We start from the raw sequence: 16,753 nt of genomic DNA, 5'->3' as shown, positions 1-16,753 counted from the left end.
TTCCTAATTGACGGACTTCCCTCTAGAATAGCCGTCTAGGGGGAAGCATGCGCACACAATACAAACAACTTGACCATCTATTGCTTGAGCACCAACACTATTGGCGCTTTGAGCCTTTTCATGCCAGTCAAACATTAGAACATCGTTTTACTCATACTGAGCTTGGAACATGGCTCGATGGCCTTAGCATGTCTGATGTGCAAGGTTTTAAGCAAGATCTCCCGAGTTTATTAAGCCAATTAACCAATTATCTGCCACAGCTCACAGAGCTGACACAGTTTTGCCAACTAGATAAAAGTGCGCTGACTTCGTTAACTTTGGATTCGCATTTAAGCTCAGGTATTCCGGGGCGAAAGCTGTCGCAAATTACCGCCATGGGCTCACAGGCGTTGGCGACTCATCATGGTAGCGAATGGCTTGAATGGTGCGCGGGTAAAGGCTTTTTAGGTCGAATATTAGCTCATCATAGCCAGCAAGCTGTCACTAGTTTTGAATGGCAAGAGTCTTTGTGTCAGCAAGGGCAACTTGATGCGGATAAACAGCAGTTACCCGTGCATTTTGTGCAGGGTGATGCCTTTGCGTGCGATCATCGCAATGTATTCAATCACAATCAACATGCGGTGGCCTTGCATGCCTGCGGAGATTTACATGTCTCTTTGATGCAGCATGCAACCAAATATCAGCTTCCCGCGCTATCGATCGCTCCTTGTTGCTACCACCTTATCCAAGCAGACCGTTATCAGCGTTTGTCTAGCTTAGGTCAACAATCGAATTTAGCCCTGTCAAAAAGCGAACTGCGTATTCCGCTGCAAGAGACTGTTACGGGAGGGGAGCGGGTGCTAAAACATCGCTTCTTAGAAATGAGTTATCGATTGGGGTTAGATGAACTGCTACGTAAAGAGTTGGGGTTTGCTGAATATCAACCAATCCCGAGTGTGAAAAAATCACAATTGCAGTTGGGTTTTGAAGCATTTTGCCAATGGGCGGCTGAGCGAAAAGGGCTGACATTGCCTCATTGCGATTTTACTTACTATCTAGAGTTAGGTGAGCAACGGTTTGCGCGAATGGAAAAGCTCAGTTTAATTCAAATGGCGTTTCATCGTCCGTTAGAGATGTGGCTGATATTGGACAAGGCTCTCTTTTTGGAAGAGCACGGCTATCAAGTAGGCTTAACCGAGTTTTGCAATAAAAAAATAACACCGCGTAATATTTTAATACATGCGGTGTTATCTAGATAAACAGAATTAGTGGACTTTTGCGATAGCTTCGGCCGGATCTACGTATTCAAGGTTAAAATTCTCTGCCACTTCTTTGCATGTCACCATGCCGTGAATGACGTTTAGACCGTTTAAGAAGCCAGCATCTTGAGTTAAGGCTTCTTTGTAGCCCATATTCGCCAGTCGAAGAATATACGGCAAGGTAGCGTTATTTAGCGCATAAGTAGAGGTTCTTGCTACTGCGCCTGGCATATTTGCCACACAATAGTGAACCACATCGTCAACGATGTAGATAGGATCGGCGTGAGTTGTGGCGTGTGAAGTTTCAAAACAGCCGCCTTGATCGATAGCCACATCCACAATTGCTGCGCCCGGCTTCATAGATTTTATGTGTCTTTTTGTTACAAGCTTTGGCGCCGCCGCGCCGGGTATAAGTACTGCGCCAATCACTAAATCAGCATCCAGAACGTGGCGATTTAATGCTTCTTCGGTGGAGTAAACCAACTTGGCACGTCCTTGAAATTCTTCATCTAATGTGCGCAATGTGTGAATGTTGCGATCTAAAATAGTCACGTCAGCACGCATACCGACCGCCATTCTAGCTGCGTTTGATCCCACAACGCCGCCACCAATCACTACTACTTTGGCAGGTTCAACTCCCGGTACGCCACCTAATAATAATCCACGTCCAGCGTTAGATTTTTCTAATGCTTGTGCGCCTGCCTGAATCGACATTCTGCCAGCAACTTCTGACATTGGAGCCAAAAGAGGTAGCTGATTTAAGTGGTCGGTCACGGTTTCATAAGCAATGCATACCGCTTTGCTATTGATTAGTTCCTCAGTTTGTGGAAAATCAGGAGCTAAGTGTAAATAAGTAAACAATATTTGCCCTTCGCGAAGCATTGCTCGCTCGATGGCTTGAGGTTCTTTAACTTTCACGATCATCTCTGCTTGAGCAAAAATTTCCGTTGCGGTTGGAAGAATGGATGCACCTGCTGCGATATAATCGTCGTCGCTGAAACCAATGCCTGAGCCGGCTTGTGTTTCAACTATAACTCGGTGCCCGTTAGAGGTAACTTCTCTTACGCTGTCTGGGACCATACCTACACGATATTCATGGTTCTTGATCTCTTTAGGGATACCAATGATCATCCTGACTCCTTATTGTTTTATAGTTATATAAGTTGTATATCTAACGCCTGTAGGGTGTTATTTACTAGTATAATGTTATTTATATAAAATTTAATGCTGAATATTTTAATATTGTAGTGTATGTCGTTGCAAGGAAGTAAAAAGGTGGAGCAAAGCATGATAGAAGCGAGTAAACCGTCCAAGGAACTGGACCGAATAGACAGAAATATTCTTAGTGAGTTACAAAAAGATGGTCGAATCTCTAATGTAGAGCTGTCTAAGCGTGTTGGTTTATCTCCAACCCCTTGCTTGGAAAGGGTGCGACGTTTAGAGCGTCAAAATTATATTTTAGGATATACCGCGCAGTTAAACCCACAATATTTAGACGCATCATTATTGGTGTTTGTCGAAATTACTCTCAATCGTGGTGCGCCGGATGTGTTCGAACAATTTAATGAAGCGGTACAAAAACTGGATGATATTCAGGAATGTCACTTAGTTTCAGGTGATTTTGATTACTTGTTAAAAACTCGAGTGTCAGATATGGGAGCATATCGTAAATTGTTAGGAGATACTCTTCTTCGTTTACCGGGTGTTAATGACACTCGTACATATGTTGTCATGGAAGAAGTAAAACAGAGCAACAACCTAGTCATTAAGACTCGTTAAATGACTATTCCCCAAGGTTCTATTTGGGTTTTTGCCTCTGCATGTGTTTAAATGAAGATACTCATGAGCGACAGTAGTCGCTCATGTCATTTTTGTCCGACCTAGACTCACATGCAATGGATATGTTGAAAAGAAATCCTAAAATTCGAACTATAGTTCACACGTCTCCAAAAAAATCGACCGCTCATCTTTCAGGTATACAACGCCTGCGTGAAGGGTGCTTAATTCTTGGGGTACTCATGGCCGTCTTAATGGCGGTATCTTTGATGTCGTTTAGCCCAGCTGATCCCTCTTGGTCTCAGACCGCTTGGGGCAGTGATGTGTCCAACGCCGGTGGACTGCTCGGCGCATGGGTAGGGGATACGCTGTTATTTACCTTTGGCGTATTGGCTTACTTTATTCCTGCCGTTATCGTATTGCTATCTTGGATCGTTTTCCGTAAACGCTCTCACTCCGAACCGATTGATTTGATGCTGTGGGCAACAAGGTTGCTTGGCGGCGCACTATTGATAGTGACAAGCTGTGGTCTGGCGGATTTAAATTTCGATGATATCTGGTATTTCTCATCAGGTGGGGTAGTGGGCGATGTGATCGCAAGCCTAGCTCTGCCAACATTAAATACCTTAGGAACAACGTTAGCACTGCTGTTTATCTGGGGTGCTTCGTTCACGCTATTTACTGGCATTTCTTGGCTATCCTTAGTTGAACATATCGGTCAGGGTACATTGTCCTTTATTAGCTCATGCCTAAACTTTGTGCGTGGCGATAAAGAGCAAGTCATTGAACCAACCCGCCTTGATGATCAAAAACTGGTATACGCAGACACTACACCAGAAGTGACGGCGCCAATTGATGCAGAATCAGTGCCTAGCGTATCTACAGCTGACGTTGATGCCGCCTCTGATGATGAGCCATATAAAATCTACATGCCTGAGAGCAGTGACGACAAGACGTTTGCCTTTGATCGCGTGAACAACTTAAACGCACCTATCGATCAGCTAGAGCGTGACGCACAACTGGCGAACGACTATGTGGATTTAGATCCATTAATGGATGAAATGCCTCCACTAGAGCCTGCGCCGCTTGCTAATCAAACAGCAGCTCAAACCCCTGTACATGCGCAAGAAACACAAGCTCAGCCACAAGCACCAGCCGACCAAGCAACAGCTGATATAGCTGTGCCGAGTCCAGCCCAGCCTCAAGCAGCCCATGTCGCTACAAGCGCAGTTGCGGGTGTTGCCGCTACCGTGGCATCGCAAGTTGCACCCGCTACACAGCCGCCGATTTACGAAGGTTCGTCCGCTGCTGTAAATCACGCTGAATTTGAAGCAACCAACATTCAAGCCGATGATGTTGATTTTGACGATGAGTTTATTGATTTTGATATCAATGAAGATGACAAGGTCACACCGGGCTTCTCTTCGCACAGCTTTGACGAAGTTGATGATAATACCGGTTCAATTGAGCTTGAAGATGAGTTAGACGAGGTCACTGCGCCAGCAATGACCTTTGAATCAGAGCAGGCGATTGAGCCACAACCTATTTCTACTGAAGCGGTAGCAGCAACTGCCGAACCTCACACAGAGCACTTTCAACAATTTGACGAGCACGTTTCTCCTGAAGCGTCCTTTGAACCTCAAGTAACCGCAGAACCAGAAGCGATAACTGAGACCGAAGAAGAGCCAATGCTTGAAGACGAACCCGTTGTCGAAGAAATGAGTGAAGCGGAAGCCTTTGCCAAGCAAGTTGAACGAGCCAGAGCGCGCGACGCGGCATCGCAAAACCCGTTCTTAATTCGTCAAGACGAAGATTTGCCAGCGGTGACGACACCACTGCCAACGTTAGAATTGCTCTATCACCCTGAGAAGCGTGCCAACAATATCGACCGAGAAGCCTTGCAAGGTATTGCTCGCTTGGTGGAATCAAAACTGGCGGATTATAAGATCAAAGCAACTGTGGCAGGCATTTTCCCAGGGCCGGTAATCACACGCTTTGAACTTGATCTCGCTCCTGGGGTCAAAGTTTCTAGGATCTCAAGTTTATCTATGGATTTAGCTCGTTCACTGTCTGCATTAGCAGTACGTGTGGTTGAGGTTATTCCGGGCAAACCTTATGTGGGTTTAGAGTTGCCAAACATGACGCGTCAGACGGTGTACTTATCTGACGTTATCAGCAGCCCGCAGTTCCAAGAAAATAAATCACCGACAGCAGTGGTATTAGGTCAAGATATTGCAGGTGATGCAGTCGTCGCTGATTTAGCGAAAATGCCACACGTATTGGTTGCCGGTACCACAGGTTCAGGTAAATCGGTGGGTGTGAACGTCATGATTCTGAGTATGTTGTATAAATCAACGCCAGAAGATGTTCGCTTCATCATGATCGATCCAAAAATGCTGGAGCTATCCATCTACGAAGGTATCCCTCATCTTCTTTCAGAAGTTGTGACGGATATGAAAGATGCATCTAACGCATTGCGTTGGTGTGTTGGTGAGATGGAACGCCGTTATAAACTGATGTCAGCATTGGGCGTGCGTAACCTAAAAGGTTTCAACGACAAACTGAAAATGGCGGCTGATGCAGGTTATCCAATTCAAGATCCATTATGGAAGCCGGGCGATAGCATGGACGAAGAAGCGCCTATGTTGGAAAAACTGCCTTATATCGTAGTGGTGGTGGATGAATTTGCCGACCTGATTATGGTAGTTGGTAAAAAAGTCGAAGAGTTGATTGCTCGTATCGCGCAAAAAGCGCGTGCGGCAGGTATTCACCTTGTACTGGCAACGCAACGTCCATCGGTTGATGTAATTACCGGTTTGATTAAAGCCAATATTCCAACTCGTGTGGCGTTTACGGTTTCAACCAAAACCGATTCACGTACCATTTTGGATCAAGGCGGCGCTGAATCCTTGCTTGGTATGGGTGATATGTTGTATCTACCACCGGGTTCAAGCCATACCATTCGTGTACACGGTGCCTTTGCCTCAGATGATGATGTGCATGCGGTCGTGAACGATTGGAAAGCGCGTGGTAAACCGCGCTACATTGAAGAAATCACCAAAGGTGAGCCTTCACCAGATACGTTATTACCGGGTGAGAAAATGGAAGGTGCGGAAGATACCGACCCATTATTTGACCAAGTGGTTGAGCATGTCACAGAAACGCGTCGCGGTTCAGTGTCAGGCGTGCAACGTCGCTTCAAAATCGGTTATAACCGAGCGGCACGTATTGTTGAGCAACTTGAAGCTCAAGGTATTGTTTCGGCGCCAGCACACAACGGTAATCGTGAGGTGCTTGCGCCACCTCCAATTAAAGATATGTAATGGGCCTTTTGGCCCAGTTTTCAGAGAGTAATATGAAAAAACTATTAATTAGCGTTTTAGTGTTAGTTTCCAGCGCAGCCTTTGCCAACCCTCAACAAGAGTTGGTACAGCGTCTTGATAAAACCGATGGTTTTACCGCCAACTTTGCGCAAACTGTGGTCAGCCCTGACAACGAAGTGGTCATGCAAGGTACTGGCACCGTTGAAATTGCCAGACCGAGCATGTTCCGTTGGTCAACAAACTCTCCAGATGAAAACCTGTTGGTGTCAGATGGTGAAACGCTTTGGTATTACAGCCCATTTATCGAACAAGTGAGCATTTACAAACAAGAGCAAGCCTCTGAGCAAACGCCGTTTGTACTATTAACTCGCAACAAAGCCAGCGATTGGGATAAGTACAGCGTGGAACAAAACGGTGACAGCTTCACCTTAACGCCAACCGACAAAGCCTCAACACAAGGCCAGTTCCAGCTAAACATCGATAAAGCCGGTGAGATCTCAGGTTTTAACGTGATTGAGCAAGACGGTCAGCGCAGTAAATTTACGTTCAGTGATTATCACTCGCAAGTATCACCGAAAAACCGCTTTGTATTTACTATCCCAAATGGGGTAGAAGTTGATGATCAGCGAAACTAAGTCGCTATCATGAGCAATATGCAGTTTGATTTCTCATCGGGCGAAGACTTTCGCCCGTTAGCCGCTCGAATGCGTCCTCGCACCCTTGAAGAGTACATCGGTCAGCAACATGTATTAGGGCCAGGTAAACCTCTCTACAGAGCCTTACAGGCAGGTCAATTGCACTCCATGATTTTATGGGGGCCTCCGGGCACAGGTAAAACCACCTTAGCCGAAGTGGCAGCCAGTTATGCCGATGCCCGTGTCGAGCGAGTCTCAGCAGTCACCTCTGGGGTGAAAGACATTCGCGCCGCTATCGAAAAAGCTCGTGATAATAAACTTGCCGGTCATCGCACCATCTTATTTGTCGATGAAGTACATCGCTTCAATAAAAGTCAGCAAGATGCCTTTTTGCCACATATTGAAGACGGCACAGTGACATTTATTGGTGCAACCACCGAAAACCCGTCCTTTGAGCTTAATAACGCACTGCTGTCTCGCGCACGCGTGTACAAACTAGGCTCGCTAAACACCCAAGATATTGAGCAGGTGATAGAGCAAGCCTTAAATGACCAAGAGCGAGGCTTAGGCAAGCTACAGGCTCAGTTTATCGATGAAAGTGATAAACGCCTTGCCGAGCTTGTCAGTGGCGATGCGCGTATGGCGCTGAACTATCTTGAATTACTTTTCGATATGGCACCGGAAAAGAACTCGGTCAAACAGATCGACCTTGAGTTATTGGCGCAGGTGGCGGGCTCTAAAGTGGCGCGCTTTGATAACAAAGGCGATATTTGGTACGACCTTATTTCAGCGGTGCATAAATCCATTCGCGGCTCTGATCCCGATGGCGCTCTGTATTGGAGCGCACGCATGCTCAAAGCGGGATGCGACCCTTTATATATTGCGCGCCGTTTATTGGCGATTGCCTCTGAAGATATTGGCAATGCCGACCCAAGAGCAATGCAAGTGGCAATCAGTGCATGGGATTGCTTTACTCGTATTGGCCCTGCCGAAGGCGAGCGTGCCTTAGCGCAAGCGGTGGTGTATTTGGCCTGTGCACCGAAAAGTAACGCGGTGTACAAAGCATGGAAACAAGCCTTGCAAGATGCCGAAGATACCTCTGAGCTTGAAGTGCCTCATCACTTACGTAATGCGCCCACTAAGCTAATGCAAGATTTAGGCTATGGGGAAGGGTACCGATATGCCCATGATGAACCGGGCGCCTATGCCGCAGGCGAGAGCTATTTCCCGCCAGAGATGCGCGACACACGCTACTATTTTCCAGAAAACCGTGGCTTAGAAAGCAAAATTGCTGAAAAGCTGAACTATCTGCATTCATTAGACGAAAAAAGCACACGAAAGCGCTACAAAAAGTAGTGGTTTTTCGCTATCTTTGTTCGGTTGAAATTTTCCCATTTTTTGGCTCCTTGAGAGTTATCGTTAACTACACGCAGGATTAGCAATGCTAGATTCTAAATTATTTCGTACAGAGCTGGACGAAACAGCAGCAAAACTAGCCCGTCGAGGTTACACCTTAGACGTTGATACCATTCGCCAACTGGAAGAACAGCGTAAAGCTATTCAAGTTGATGTTGAGAACTTGCAATCCACGCGTAACTCCATCTCCAAGCAAATTGGTCAAAAGATGGCTGCTGGCGATAAAGCAGGCGCTGACGAAATCAAAAAACAAATCGGTACTCTAGGCTCAGATTTAGATGCGAAGAAAGTAGAGCTAGCAGAAGTGCTTTCTCAGCTAGAAGACATCACTCTTTCTGTTCCAAACTTGCCAGACGACTCTGTACCAACGGGTAAAGACGAAAACGAAAACGTTGAAGTGACTCGTTGGGGTACACCAAAAGAGTACGACTTTGAAGTGAAAGATCACGTTGATCTTGGTGAACTTGCAGGCGGTCTAGACTTCGCAAGCGCAACCAAAATCACTGGCGCTCGTTTCATTGTGATGAAAGGCCAGTTTGCGCGTCTACACCGCGCGATTGCTCAGTTTATGCTAAACCTTCATACCGAAGAGCACGGCTACACAGAAATGTACGTACCGTACCTAGTAAACTCAGACAGCCTATTTGGTACAGGTCAATTACCTAAATTTGGTGAAGACCTATTCCACACAGAACCACTGACTGAAAAAGTAAACGATGAAGAGCCACGTAAACTGTCTTTGATTCCTACAGCAGAAGTACCAGTGACTAACATGGTACGTGACACCATCGTTGATGAAGCAGACCTGCCAATCAAGATGACAGCACACACCCCATGTTTCCGCTCTGAAGCGGGTTCTTATGGTCGTGATACTCGCGGTCTTATCCGCATGCACCAATTCGACAAAGTTGAACTTGTGCAAATCACTCGTCCAGAAGATTCAATGGATGCGCTAGAAGAGCTAACAGGCCACGCTGAGAAAGTACTGCAATTGCTAGAACTTCCTTACCGTAAAGTGGTTCTTTGTACCGGTGATATGGGCTTTGGCGCTCGTAAAACTTACGACCTTGAAGTTTGGGTTCCAGCGCAAAAAACATACCGTGAGATTTCTTCATGTTCAAATACATGGGATTTCCAAGCACGTCGTATGCAAGCTCGCTTCCGTCGTAAAGCCGAGAAGAAACCAGAGTTGCTACACACACTAAACGGTTCAGGCCTTGCAGTTGGTCGTACTATGGTAGCTATCCTTGAAAACTACCAACAAGCAGACGGTCGCATCGAGATCCCTGCGGTACTACAACAGTACATGGGCGGATTAACTCATATCGGTTAATCCTGCTAGGTTGTAAAAACCGGCTGACTTATTTGAAACCACCTAGCAGTATTGTTAGGTGGTTTTTTTGTTATAGCTCAGCTATGTATGACAGAGTTTCTGGATGACGCTGAACCAATTTTAGAAGGGTTATCGCTTGTCCATTTGGTGCGCTACGCCCTTGTTCCCAATTTTCTAATGTACGAGATGACGTATGCAGTAAACGAGCAAACACACCACGAGACATATTAAATTGTTCGCGAATACTCACGATCTCATTAGGTGAAATATCTAACTCACTGATATCGTTAACTTGGTAAGTTTTAAGGGTTAACTTACCCTCAGAATGTTCTTTAGCCTCAATCAGAGCTGAACTTAACTCTGTAAACAGATCACGACTGCTCATTACGCCACGCCTCCATAAAAGCTTTCAATTGTTTCTTCTGGTCTGCGGTTAAATCAGACATTTCATTCTTGCCATAAATCGTCAGCAAGTAGAATCGACGCTTTTCGTCGAGGAAATAATAGATAACACGAGAGCCGCCACGCTTGCCTTTACCTTTACTTGCAACTCTAATTTTCCGCAAACCACCTGTACCTTGAATTACGTCACCTTGTTTCGGGTTAGACATTAACTCAGATTGAAAAAGCCTAAACTCATCATCGCTGAGATATTCATTACGGTACTTTTCAAATATGGTTGATTCGACAAATATACTTTTCATACGTAAAGTATACGCAAGCAACGTATAGATAGCAAAGCTATACGTGATTAACGTAGTTATGATTTTTAAGAAGGCGGGGCTAGGCTGAGCTATCACGCTTTGTTAAGCGGCGATAAAGCAGGGTCAGGTCTTGAATTTTGCGTTTGAAGGTTTATTTTGTGCAAAAAGAAAGACCTGACCCCGTTTACAACGGTACATGGGCGGATTAACTCATATCTGTTAATTCTGCTAGGTTGTAAAAACCTACTGTTTTTTATTTTATAAGTGCAATACAGATAAATTTCTATGCGGCTTTTTTAATATTGAATATTAGGGGGCACTTTAGCACCTAAGATAAACAGACTTCAGCTGAAACCGTTTGGATGAACGTTAGGCAAGGTAAGATTTAGAAATGGCCTAACGTTAAGCTAGGCCATTGATTCAGTTGGGAAAAGGCAAAACCTGACCCCGTGATTACTACTAATCTACACAGGTTAGCTTTTTATTAATATTTGAGGCTACGATATGCATATTGATACTCTTGAAGAATGGGTGCCAAGGGCGTGGAGCAAGGAAATTGAAACGATTACCGAACTCCCAAACCAGGCATACTTTTCCAGCCAAACCTGCATCATTAGCATAATATTGAAATGATTGACTTAACTCATTTCTTTGTTGTTCGGACATTGAATGAACTTTAGAAGATACAGGTATGATGATCATATCTTGACCTTGCTCTTTAATATGTGCTATTTCGTATGTTTGGTTAGCCATTAGTTACCTCGTAGACTATTAATAGAAGTTTTTAATACACAAGGGGACTCATATTGCTATGCGTATCCCTGTTCTATTTCAAATGATAAACACCAATGTTTTCAGTGGCTTATAGTATTCGGTTGCTCGCTAATACCTAAGCTATTTCATGCGCTCCTTTTTGAGAGAATCTAGTTCAGAATGATTTTTTGATGATGAATTAGTGACTGTACGTTTGTTTTTTTACGGGTTTATTAAAAAAAAGCTACAACTGTGTGAGTTGTGGTTTTGGATCTTTCTAAGAGAAAGGAGTCTTTTATAGGGTCTATTCGAGGATAAGTTAGAGTTGGCATCAAGCAGAACCTTATTCGGGATAAGGTTCTACCTCAACTATTGCCAATAGCAGTTTATTTAGATGGATAGGGGATGAGCTTTTTGTTTAGCGATGTGTATTCACCAGCAACCACTACAACTGAAAATTATCAGGAGCAGCGACTGCACTCTCAACAGCATCTATCAAGCGTGCTAATTCGTCTGGCTGGATAATGTAAGGAGGCATCATATAGATAAGTCGTCCAAACGGACGTATCCACACGCCATGCTCCACAAAGTGCGCTTGAATACGTTGCATGTTGACGGCTTGATGAGTTTCTATGACGCCAATTGCGCCTAAATAACGAATATCTTTCACCATCGGCTGTGCTTTTAGTTTGGGTAGTGATTTGGCAAAGATGGATTCAATTTGCGTGACTTGCTTGCGCCATTCTCCCGTTTGCAATAGCGACAAACTTGCGGTTGCCACGGCGCAGGCGAGTGGATTGCCCATAAAGGTAGGGCCATGCATAAAGCATTGCGCTTCACCTGAGCAGACGGTATTGGCTACTTTTTTGCTGGTTAGGGCAGCGGAGAGCGTCATATAGCCTCCCGTTAGCGCTTTACCAACACATAAGATATCTGGCTGTATATCGGCGTGTTCAACGGCGAACATTTTGCCGGTGCGGCCAAAGCCTGTGGCGATTTCATCGGTGATCAGCAGCAGATCATATTGGTCGCATAACTCACGTACTCGCTTTAGATAGGTAGGATGGTAAATACGCATTCCGCCAGCCCCTTGCACAATAGGCTCAAGGATAATGGCCGCAACTTCTTGGTGATGCAGTGCTAATGCATCAACTAGCGGAGCGATATCAGATTCATCCCAAGTATCAAAGAAGCCCGTCTTTGGCGACTCTACAAAGATATGTTCAGGCAAAAAACCTTTATACAGGGAGTGCATTGAATTATCAGGGTCGGTGACGGACATGGCGGCAAAAGTATCGCCGTGATAGCCGTGTCTAAGGGTGAGAAACTTAGCGCGTTTTTCGCCTTTTGCGTGCCAGTATTGCAGTGCCATTTTTAAGCTGACTTCCACCGCCACCGAACCCGAATCGGCAAGAAAGATATGCTCAAGATTATCAGGGGCGAGATCTAATAGCTTTTTACCGAGCTCTATTGCCGGCTGATGGGTGATTCCGCCAAACATTACATGCGACATAGCATCGATTTGCTGATGAGCCGCTTCGTTTAATGCAGGATGTGAGTAACCATGAATCGCTGACCACCAAGAAGACATGCCATCAATTAACTCTCGCCCATCTTCTAAGGTCAATTTGACGCCTGTAGCTGAGGTGACTGGGTAACAGGGGAGAGGGTTAAGGGTTGAGGTATACGGGTGCCAAAGGTGGTTTTTGTCGAATTCTAAATCCATAAAAGCGCTCAAATTGTACAATTAATGTTCGTTAGTAAACAAAGTTACCTTTGTGATGTTGACAGTGTATCGCTTCGGGTTAGACTAGCCAAGCATCAAAACAGCCCAAAAGGATAACAGCGTGGAAGTTCGCCATGATTGGACAGTTGCAGAAGTCCAACAATTACTTAGTCTCCCTTTTATGGATTTGCTCTATCAAGCGCAGACCGTTCACCGAAAGCACCAGCAACATAACTATGTGCAGGTCAGTACCTTACTTTCAATAAAAACAGGCGCTTGCCCTGAAGATTGTAAGTATTGTCCGCAAAGTGCCCATTATCGTACTGACGTTGATAAAGAGCGTTTGATGGAAGTTGAGCGAGTGCTTGAAGCCGCTGAGAAAGCGAAAAACTCAGGTTCAACGCGTTTTTGTATGGGCGCAGCATGGAAAAATCCAAAAGCGCGCGATATGCCGTTATTAACGGACATGATCAAAGGCGTGAAATCTATGGGTTTAGAAACCTGTATGACGCTGGGCATGTTAACCCCAGAGCAAGCCTCTGAGCTCTCCACCGCTGGCCTTGATTATTACAATCATAACTTGGATACCTCTCCAGAATATTACGGCAACATCATTACCACTCGCACCTATCAAGACCGTTTAGATACGCTCTCTCACGTGCGTGATGCAGGAATGAAAATCTGTTCTGGTGGCATTATTGGTTTGGGTGAAGGTTCAGCCGATCGCGCGGGGCTGTTAGTGGAGCTCGCCAATTTACCTGTGCACCCAGAAAGTGTGCCAATCAATATGCTAGTGAAAGTCAAAGGGACGCCACTGGAAAACGTGGAAGATGTCGACCCATTTGAATTTATCAAACTTATTGCGATTGCTCGCATTATTATGCCGCAATCGGCAGTACGTCTTTCAGCAGGCCGTGAAAGCATGAACGAGCAAATGCAAGCGCTGTGCTTTATGGCGGGTGCAAACTCCATCTTCTACGGTTGTAAGTTGCTGACTACGCCAAACCCTGATGAAGACAGCGATATGCAGCTGTTTAAAAAGCTTGGCATTAATACCATTGCCACCAGTCAAAAGCCGGATGAAATTCAAGAGCAAGATTTGCTTGAGCAAGTGAATGAGCGCGTGGCGGCAAGACCAACGAAAGATGACTTATTCTACGATGCTACCGTTTGAGTCACGCCCTTTTGCATCGCGAATAAATAAGGCACTGCAACAGCGCAAAGAGCAGGGCCTTTTGCGAACGTTAAACCCGGTGGTCGGTGGCAATACCGAGCAAATCATTGCTGATGATAAAGCGTTTGTTAATTTCTCCAGCAATGATTATTTAGGGCTTGCGAGCAATGAAAGTATCAAAAGTGTCTGGAAATCGGCTATTGATGATTACGGCGTAGGCAGCGCGGCGTCGCCAATGGTCACAGGGTATTCATTGGCTCACCAAGCATTGCAACAGAGCTTATGCCAATGGTTAGGTTACGAGCAAGCAGTGCTGTTTAACTCTGGATTTAGCGCCAACCAAGCGGCGTTATTTACCTTGTTAGAAAAGAACGACACTTTATTGCAAGACAAGCTCAATCACGCCTCATTAATGGAAGCGGGCATGTTAAGCCCCGCCAAGATGCAACGCTTTCCGCACAACAACACTGACAAACTACGTGCTTTATTAGAAAAAAATGGCAGTAGTTTAGTGGTAACGGAAGGGGTATTTAGCATGGATGGCGATACCGCTCCACTCGATGAAATTGCAACGCTTTGTCAGCAGCACAACTCTTGGCTAATGGTCGATGATGCGCACGGCATTGGCGTATTAGGCGCGCAAGGTCGCGGCAGTTGTCATGCCTTGGGCGTAAAACCAAATATCTTAATCGTCACTTTTGGTAAAGCAGTGGGCGTGCAAGGCGCTGCCATTTTATGTGACACGCAAACGGGCGAGTATCTACATCAATATGCGCGCCATTTTGTGTACTCGACAGCGATGCCTGCGGCGCAAGCTGTGGCGATTAACCATTCTATCCAGTTAATCCAAACACAAGCATGGCGTCATACCGCTTTAGCCAATCTGCAAAAAACTTACGCCGAACAGCTTGGACATCTTCCCGGATATATCGCTACAAGCACGCCGATTAAGCCTTACTTGGTCGGCTCATCGAATCGAGCGATGCACCTTGCGCAATACTTACGTGAACAGGGCTTTTGGACGACAGCCATTCGCCCACCGACTGTGCCACAAGGCAGTGCGCGAATTCGCATTACCTTGTCAGCAAAGCATCAGCCCCATCAGATCAAGGGACTTGCTGAAGCGATTGAACGCTTTGAAAAGCAGTATCCCGATGAGGACTCACTATGATGTCAGAGCATGGATGTTTGAATCTTAGCGCAGACAAATCGGCGATTGCTTATGCGTTTGGTCGAGCCGCCACACATTACGACAAGCACGCCAAATTGCAAAGAGATGTGGTAGAGAAGCTATTGCAAAAATTACCGCTTTGTCTGACCGGTATGCGCATTTTAGATGTTGGGTGCGGCACAGGCTACTTTACGGAAAAACTGCTGGCGCGTGGGGCGCAGGTGGTGGCTCTTGATCTCTCATCACAGATGTTGCAACAGGCACGTTTACGTTGCCAAGCGCGAGCCACTTATTGTTTGGGCGATGCAGAAGCCTTGCCATTTGCGGAGCATCACTTTGATTACGTGGTCTCAAGCTTAGCCTTGCAGTGGTGCAGTGATTTGAGTGTCCCTGCCACTGAACTGCTCCGAGTCTGCAAACAAGGCGGTGAAGTGCTGTTTTCAACATTGGCGGAAGGCTCTTTGTTTGAATTAAAAGAAGCGTGGCAGTGTGTGGATCAGCATCAGCATGTCAAAGAGTTCATTTCTGAAAATGCGATAAATATTGCGTTAGCTCAAGCGAATGGTAATCGATATCAAGTAGACTCGATCAAGATGACATATTGGTACGACAGTGCGTTTAGCTTGATGAAAGATCTTAAAGGTATAGGCGCAACCCAGCTTGATGGGCGCTCTCAAGGGTTAACTAAGAGAAGTGCGCTGATTAAAGTGGAACATGCGTATCAAAGTCTCTTTCAAGATAATCTCAAATTACCGGCAACTTATCGTGTTTGCCTAGGGTTAATAAAGAAATGAAGAAGACATTTTTCGTTGCAGGTACAGATACCGATGTAGGTAAAACCGTTGTCTCAAGAGGTTTGCTACAAGCATTTAAAGCCAGAGGGCTTTCCACTATTGGTTATAAGCCAATTGCCGCAGGTTGCGAAGAAACAGAACAAGGTCTGAGAAATTCAGATGCATTGTATTTACAAGCCGCTGCCACAGCCGATTTACCGTATGAAGAAGTGAATCCTGTTGCCTTGTTGACTCCGGCCTCTCCGCATATTGCCGCAGAGATCGATAACACTGAAATCGATACTGAGTTTTTGTCACAAAAGCTGTATCAGCATCAACAAAATGCCGATGTGGTATTAGTTGAAGGTGCGGGCGGCTGGCGTGTTCCTATCAGTGCTGACCGTTATCTTTCGCAGTGGGCTGTGGCTGAAAAACTGCCTGTTATTTTGGTTGTGGGTGTGAAACTTGGCTGTCTAAACCATGCAGTGTTAACGGCTGAAGCGATTCGTAACGATGGCTTAGAAGTTGTGGGTTGGGTAGCAAACCGTATTAATCCTTGTGAAGAGCACTATCAAGATATTATTGCCTTTTTAGAAGCACAAATTGGCGCACCAAAAGTGGGAGAGATCCCTTACATGCGTAGTGTGAAGAAAAAAGACATTAGCGAATACATCAACCTTGATGCCATTATGTAATTAATCTTTATTAAACAAAAACGCCCTTTAATGGGC

Annotated in this window: 15 protein-coding genes; 10 read left to right on the top strand and 5 right to left on the bottom strand. The window is 45.5% G+C overall.

The features are described from left to right. The first annotated feature begins 47 nt into the window (after window positions 1-47). Window positions 48-1,238: an SAM-dependent methyltransferase gene (locus tag OCU38_RS07810; protein ID WP_261822640.1), complete on the top strand. Its 1,191-nt coding sequence runs from the start codon at window positions 48-50 to the stop codon at window positions 1,236-1,238. 6 nt (window positions 1,239-1,244) lie between these two features. Here OCU38_RS07810 and ald read toward each other — a convergent pair whose 3' ends face one another. Then, complete coding sequence (ald, locus tag OCU38_RS07805; protein WP_261822639.1) at window positions 1,245-2,369, bottom strand: alanine dehydrogenase; 1,125 nt, start codon at window positions 2,367-2,369, stop codon at window positions 1,245-1,247. 156 nt (window positions 2,370-2,525) lie between these two features. Between ald and lrp the strand changes: the two genes are divergently transcribed. From lrp to serS, 5 genes are all read left to right on the top strand, one after another. Then, a complete protein-coding gene (lrp, locus tag OCU38_RS07800; protein WP_021712683.1) occupies window positions 2,526-3,017 on the top strand; it encodes a leucine-responsive transcriptional regulator Lrp in 492 nt (163 codons plus the stop codon). A 116-nt stretch (window positions 3,018-3,133) separates the two neighbouring features. Continuing rightward, the gene (locus tag OCU38_RS07795; RefSeq protein ID WP_415846798.1) at window positions 3,134-6,337 is read left to right on the top strand and encodes a DNA translocase FtsK 4TM domain-containing protein; all 3,204 of its coding nucleotides are present in this window, start codon (window positions 3,134-3,136) and stop codon (window positions 6,335-6,337) included. 32 nt (window positions 6,338-6,369) lie between these two features. After that, window positions 6,370-6,972, top strand: a complete 603-nt coding sequence (gene lolA / locus OCU38_RS07790) for an outer membrane lipoprotein chaperone LolA (protein ID WP_023403594.1) — start codon at window positions 6,370-6,372, stop codon at window positions 6,970-6,972. Window positions 6,973-6,981: 9 nt separating this feature from the next. Continuing rightward, a complete protein-coding gene (locus OCU38_RS07785; RefSeq protein ID WP_261822638.1) occupies window positions 6,982-8,328 on the top strand; it encodes a replication-associated recombination protein A in 1,347 nt (448 codons plus the stop codon). A gap of 85 nt (window positions 8,329-8,413) precedes the next feature. Beyond that, window positions 8,414-9,721 carry a serine--tRNA ligase gene (serS, locus tag OCU38_RS07780; RefSeq protein WP_023403596.1) on the top strand — a complete coding sequence of 436 codons (1,308 nt, stop codon included), beginning with the start codon at window positions 8,414-8,416 and terminating at the stop codon, window positions 9,719-9,721. A gap of 70 nt (window positions 9,722-9,791) precedes the next feature. Here the strand turns inward: serS and OCU38_RS07775 are convergent, their stop codons facing one another. The 4 genes from OCU38_RS07775 to bioA form a co-directional block, all read right to left on the bottom strand. After that, window positions 9,792-10,106, bottom strand: coding sequence for a helix-turn-helix domain-containing protein (locus OCU38_RS07775; protein ID WP_261822637.1), 315 nt, complete (start codon window positions 10,104-10,106; stop codon window positions 9,792-9,794). Next, window positions 10,093-10,425: a type II toxin-antitoxin system RelE/ParE family toxin gene (locus tag OCU38_RS07770; protein WP_021712689.1), complete on the bottom strand. Its 333-nt coding sequence runs from the start codon at window positions 10,423-10,425 to the stop codon at window positions 10,093-10,095. Before OCU38_RS07770 ends, OCU38_RS07775 begins: the two co-directional genes overlap by 14 nt. Before the next feature lie 459 nt (window positions 10,426-10,884). Then, window positions 10,885-11,178: a hypothetical protein gene (locus tag OCU38_RS07765; protein ID WP_261822636.1), complete on the bottom strand. Its 294-nt coding sequence runs from the start codon at window positions 11,176-11,178 to the stop codon at window positions 10,885-10,887. A 445-nt stretch (window positions 11,179-11,623) separates the two neighbouring features. Then, window positions 11,624-12,904, bottom strand: coding sequence for an adenosylmethionine--8-amino-7-oxononanoate transaminase (bioA, locus tag OCU38_RS07760; protein ID WP_261822635.1), 1,281 nt, complete (start codon window positions 12,902-12,904; stop codon window positions 11,624-11,626). Between the two features lie 121 nt (window positions 12,905-13,025). Here bioA and bioB point away from each other — a divergent pair, with 121 nt between their 5' ends. The 4 genes from bioB to bioD are packed head-to-tail and all read left to right on the top strand — an operon-like array spanning window position 13,026 to window position 16,717. Further along, window positions 13,026-14,078: a biotin synthase BioB gene (bioB, locus tag OCU38_RS07755; RefSeq protein ID WP_261822634.1), complete on the top strand. Its 1,053-nt coding sequence runs from the start codon at window positions 13,026-13,028 to the stop codon at window positions 14,076-14,078. Then, on the top strand, window positions 14,065-15,249 hold the full coding sequence (bioF, locus tag OCU38_RS07750) for an 8-amino-7-oxononanoate synthase (protein WP_261824258.1): 1,185 nt from the start codon (window positions 14,065-14,067) through the stop codon (window positions 15,247-15,249). The genes bioB and bioF overlap by 14 nt, the downstream gene beginning before the upstream one ends. Beyond that, on the top strand, window positions 15,249-16,043 hold the full coding sequence (gene bioC, locus OCU38_RS07745; RefSeq protein WP_261824257.1) for a malonyl-ACP O-methyltransferase BioC: 795 nt from the start codon (window positions 15,249-15,251) through the stop codon (window positions 16,041-16,043). The genes bioF and bioC overlap by 1 nt, the downstream gene beginning before the upstream one ends. Next, complete coding sequence (bioD, locus tag OCU38_RS07740) at window positions 16,040-16,717, top strand: dethiobiotin synthase (RefSeq protein WP_261822633.1); 678 nt, start codon at window positions 16,040-16,042, stop codon at window positions 16,715-16,717. Before bioC ends, bioD begins: the two co-directional genes overlap by 4 nt. Window positions 16,718-16,753 lie beyond the last annotated feature (36 nt).

The sequence above is a fragment of the Vibrio neonatus genome (assembly GCF_024346975.1).
In the GTDB taxonomy this organism is placed as follows: Bacteria; Pseudomonadota; Gammaproteobacteria; order Enterobacterales; family Vibrionaceae; genus Vibrio; species Vibrio neonatus.
Note: the sequence above shows the minus strand (reverse complement) of the source record. Positions and strands in the feature narration are given on the sequence as shown.

What these genes read in the sequence shown, in the direction of transcription:
- OCU38_RS07810 (WP_261822640.1), top strand. Translation starts at nt 48, where the DNA reads ATGCGCACACAATACAAACAACTTGACCATCTATTGCTTGAGCACCAA.
- ald (WP_261822639.1), bottom strand. Translation starts at nt 2,369, where the DNA reads ATGATCATTGGTATCCCTAAAGAGATCAAGAACCATGAATATCGTGTA.
- lrp (WP_021712683.1), top strand. Translation starts at nt 2,526, where the DNA reads ATGATAGAAGCGAGTAAACCGTCCAAGGAACTGGACCGAATAGACAGA.
- OCU38_RS07795 (WP_415846798.1), top strand. Translation starts at nt 3,134, where the DNA reads ATGGATATGTTGAAAAGAAATCCTAAAATTCGAACTATAGTTCACACG.
- lolA (WP_023403594.1), top strand. Translation starts at nt 6,370, where the DNA reads ATGAAAAAACTATTAATTAGCGTTTTAGTGTTAGTTTCCAGCGCAGCC.
- OCU38_RS07785 (WP_261822638.1), top strand. Translation starts at nt 6,982, where the DNA reads ATGAGCAATATGCAGTTTGATTTCTCATCGGGCGAAGACTTTCGCCCG.
- serS (WP_023403596.1), top strand. Translation starts at nt 8,414, where the DNA reads ATGCTAGATTCTAAATTATTTCGTACAGAGCTGGACGAAACAGCAGCA.
- OCU38_RS07775 (WP_261822637.1), bottom strand. Translation starts at nt 10,106, where the DNA reads ATGAGCAGTCGTGATCTGTTTACAGAGTTAAGTTCAGCTCTGATTGAG.
- OCU38_RS07770 (WP_021712689.1), bottom strand. Translation starts at nt 10,425, where the DNA reads ATGAAAAGTATATTTGTCGAATCAACCATATTTGAAAAGTACCGTAAT.
- OCU38_RS07765 (WP_261822636.1), bottom strand. Translation starts at nt 11,178, where the DNA reads ATGGCTAACCAAACATACGAAATAGCACATATTAAAGAGCAAGGTCAA.
- bioA (WP_261822635.1), bottom strand. Translation starts at nt 12,904, where the DNA reads ATGGATTTAGAATTCGACAAAAACCACCTTTGGCACCCGTATACCTCA.
- bioF (WP_261824258.1), top strand. Translation starts at nt 14,065, where the DNA reads ATGCTACCGTTTGAGTCACGCCCTTTTGCATCGCGAATAAATAAGGCA.
- bioC (WP_261824257.1), top strand. Translation starts at nt 15,249, where the DNA reads ATGTCAGAGCATGGATGTTTGAATCTTAGCGCAGACAAATCGGCGATT.
- bioD (WP_261822633.1), top strand. Translation starts at nt 16,040, where the DNA reads ATGAAGAAGACATTTTTCGTTGCAGGTACAGATACCGATGTAGGTAAA.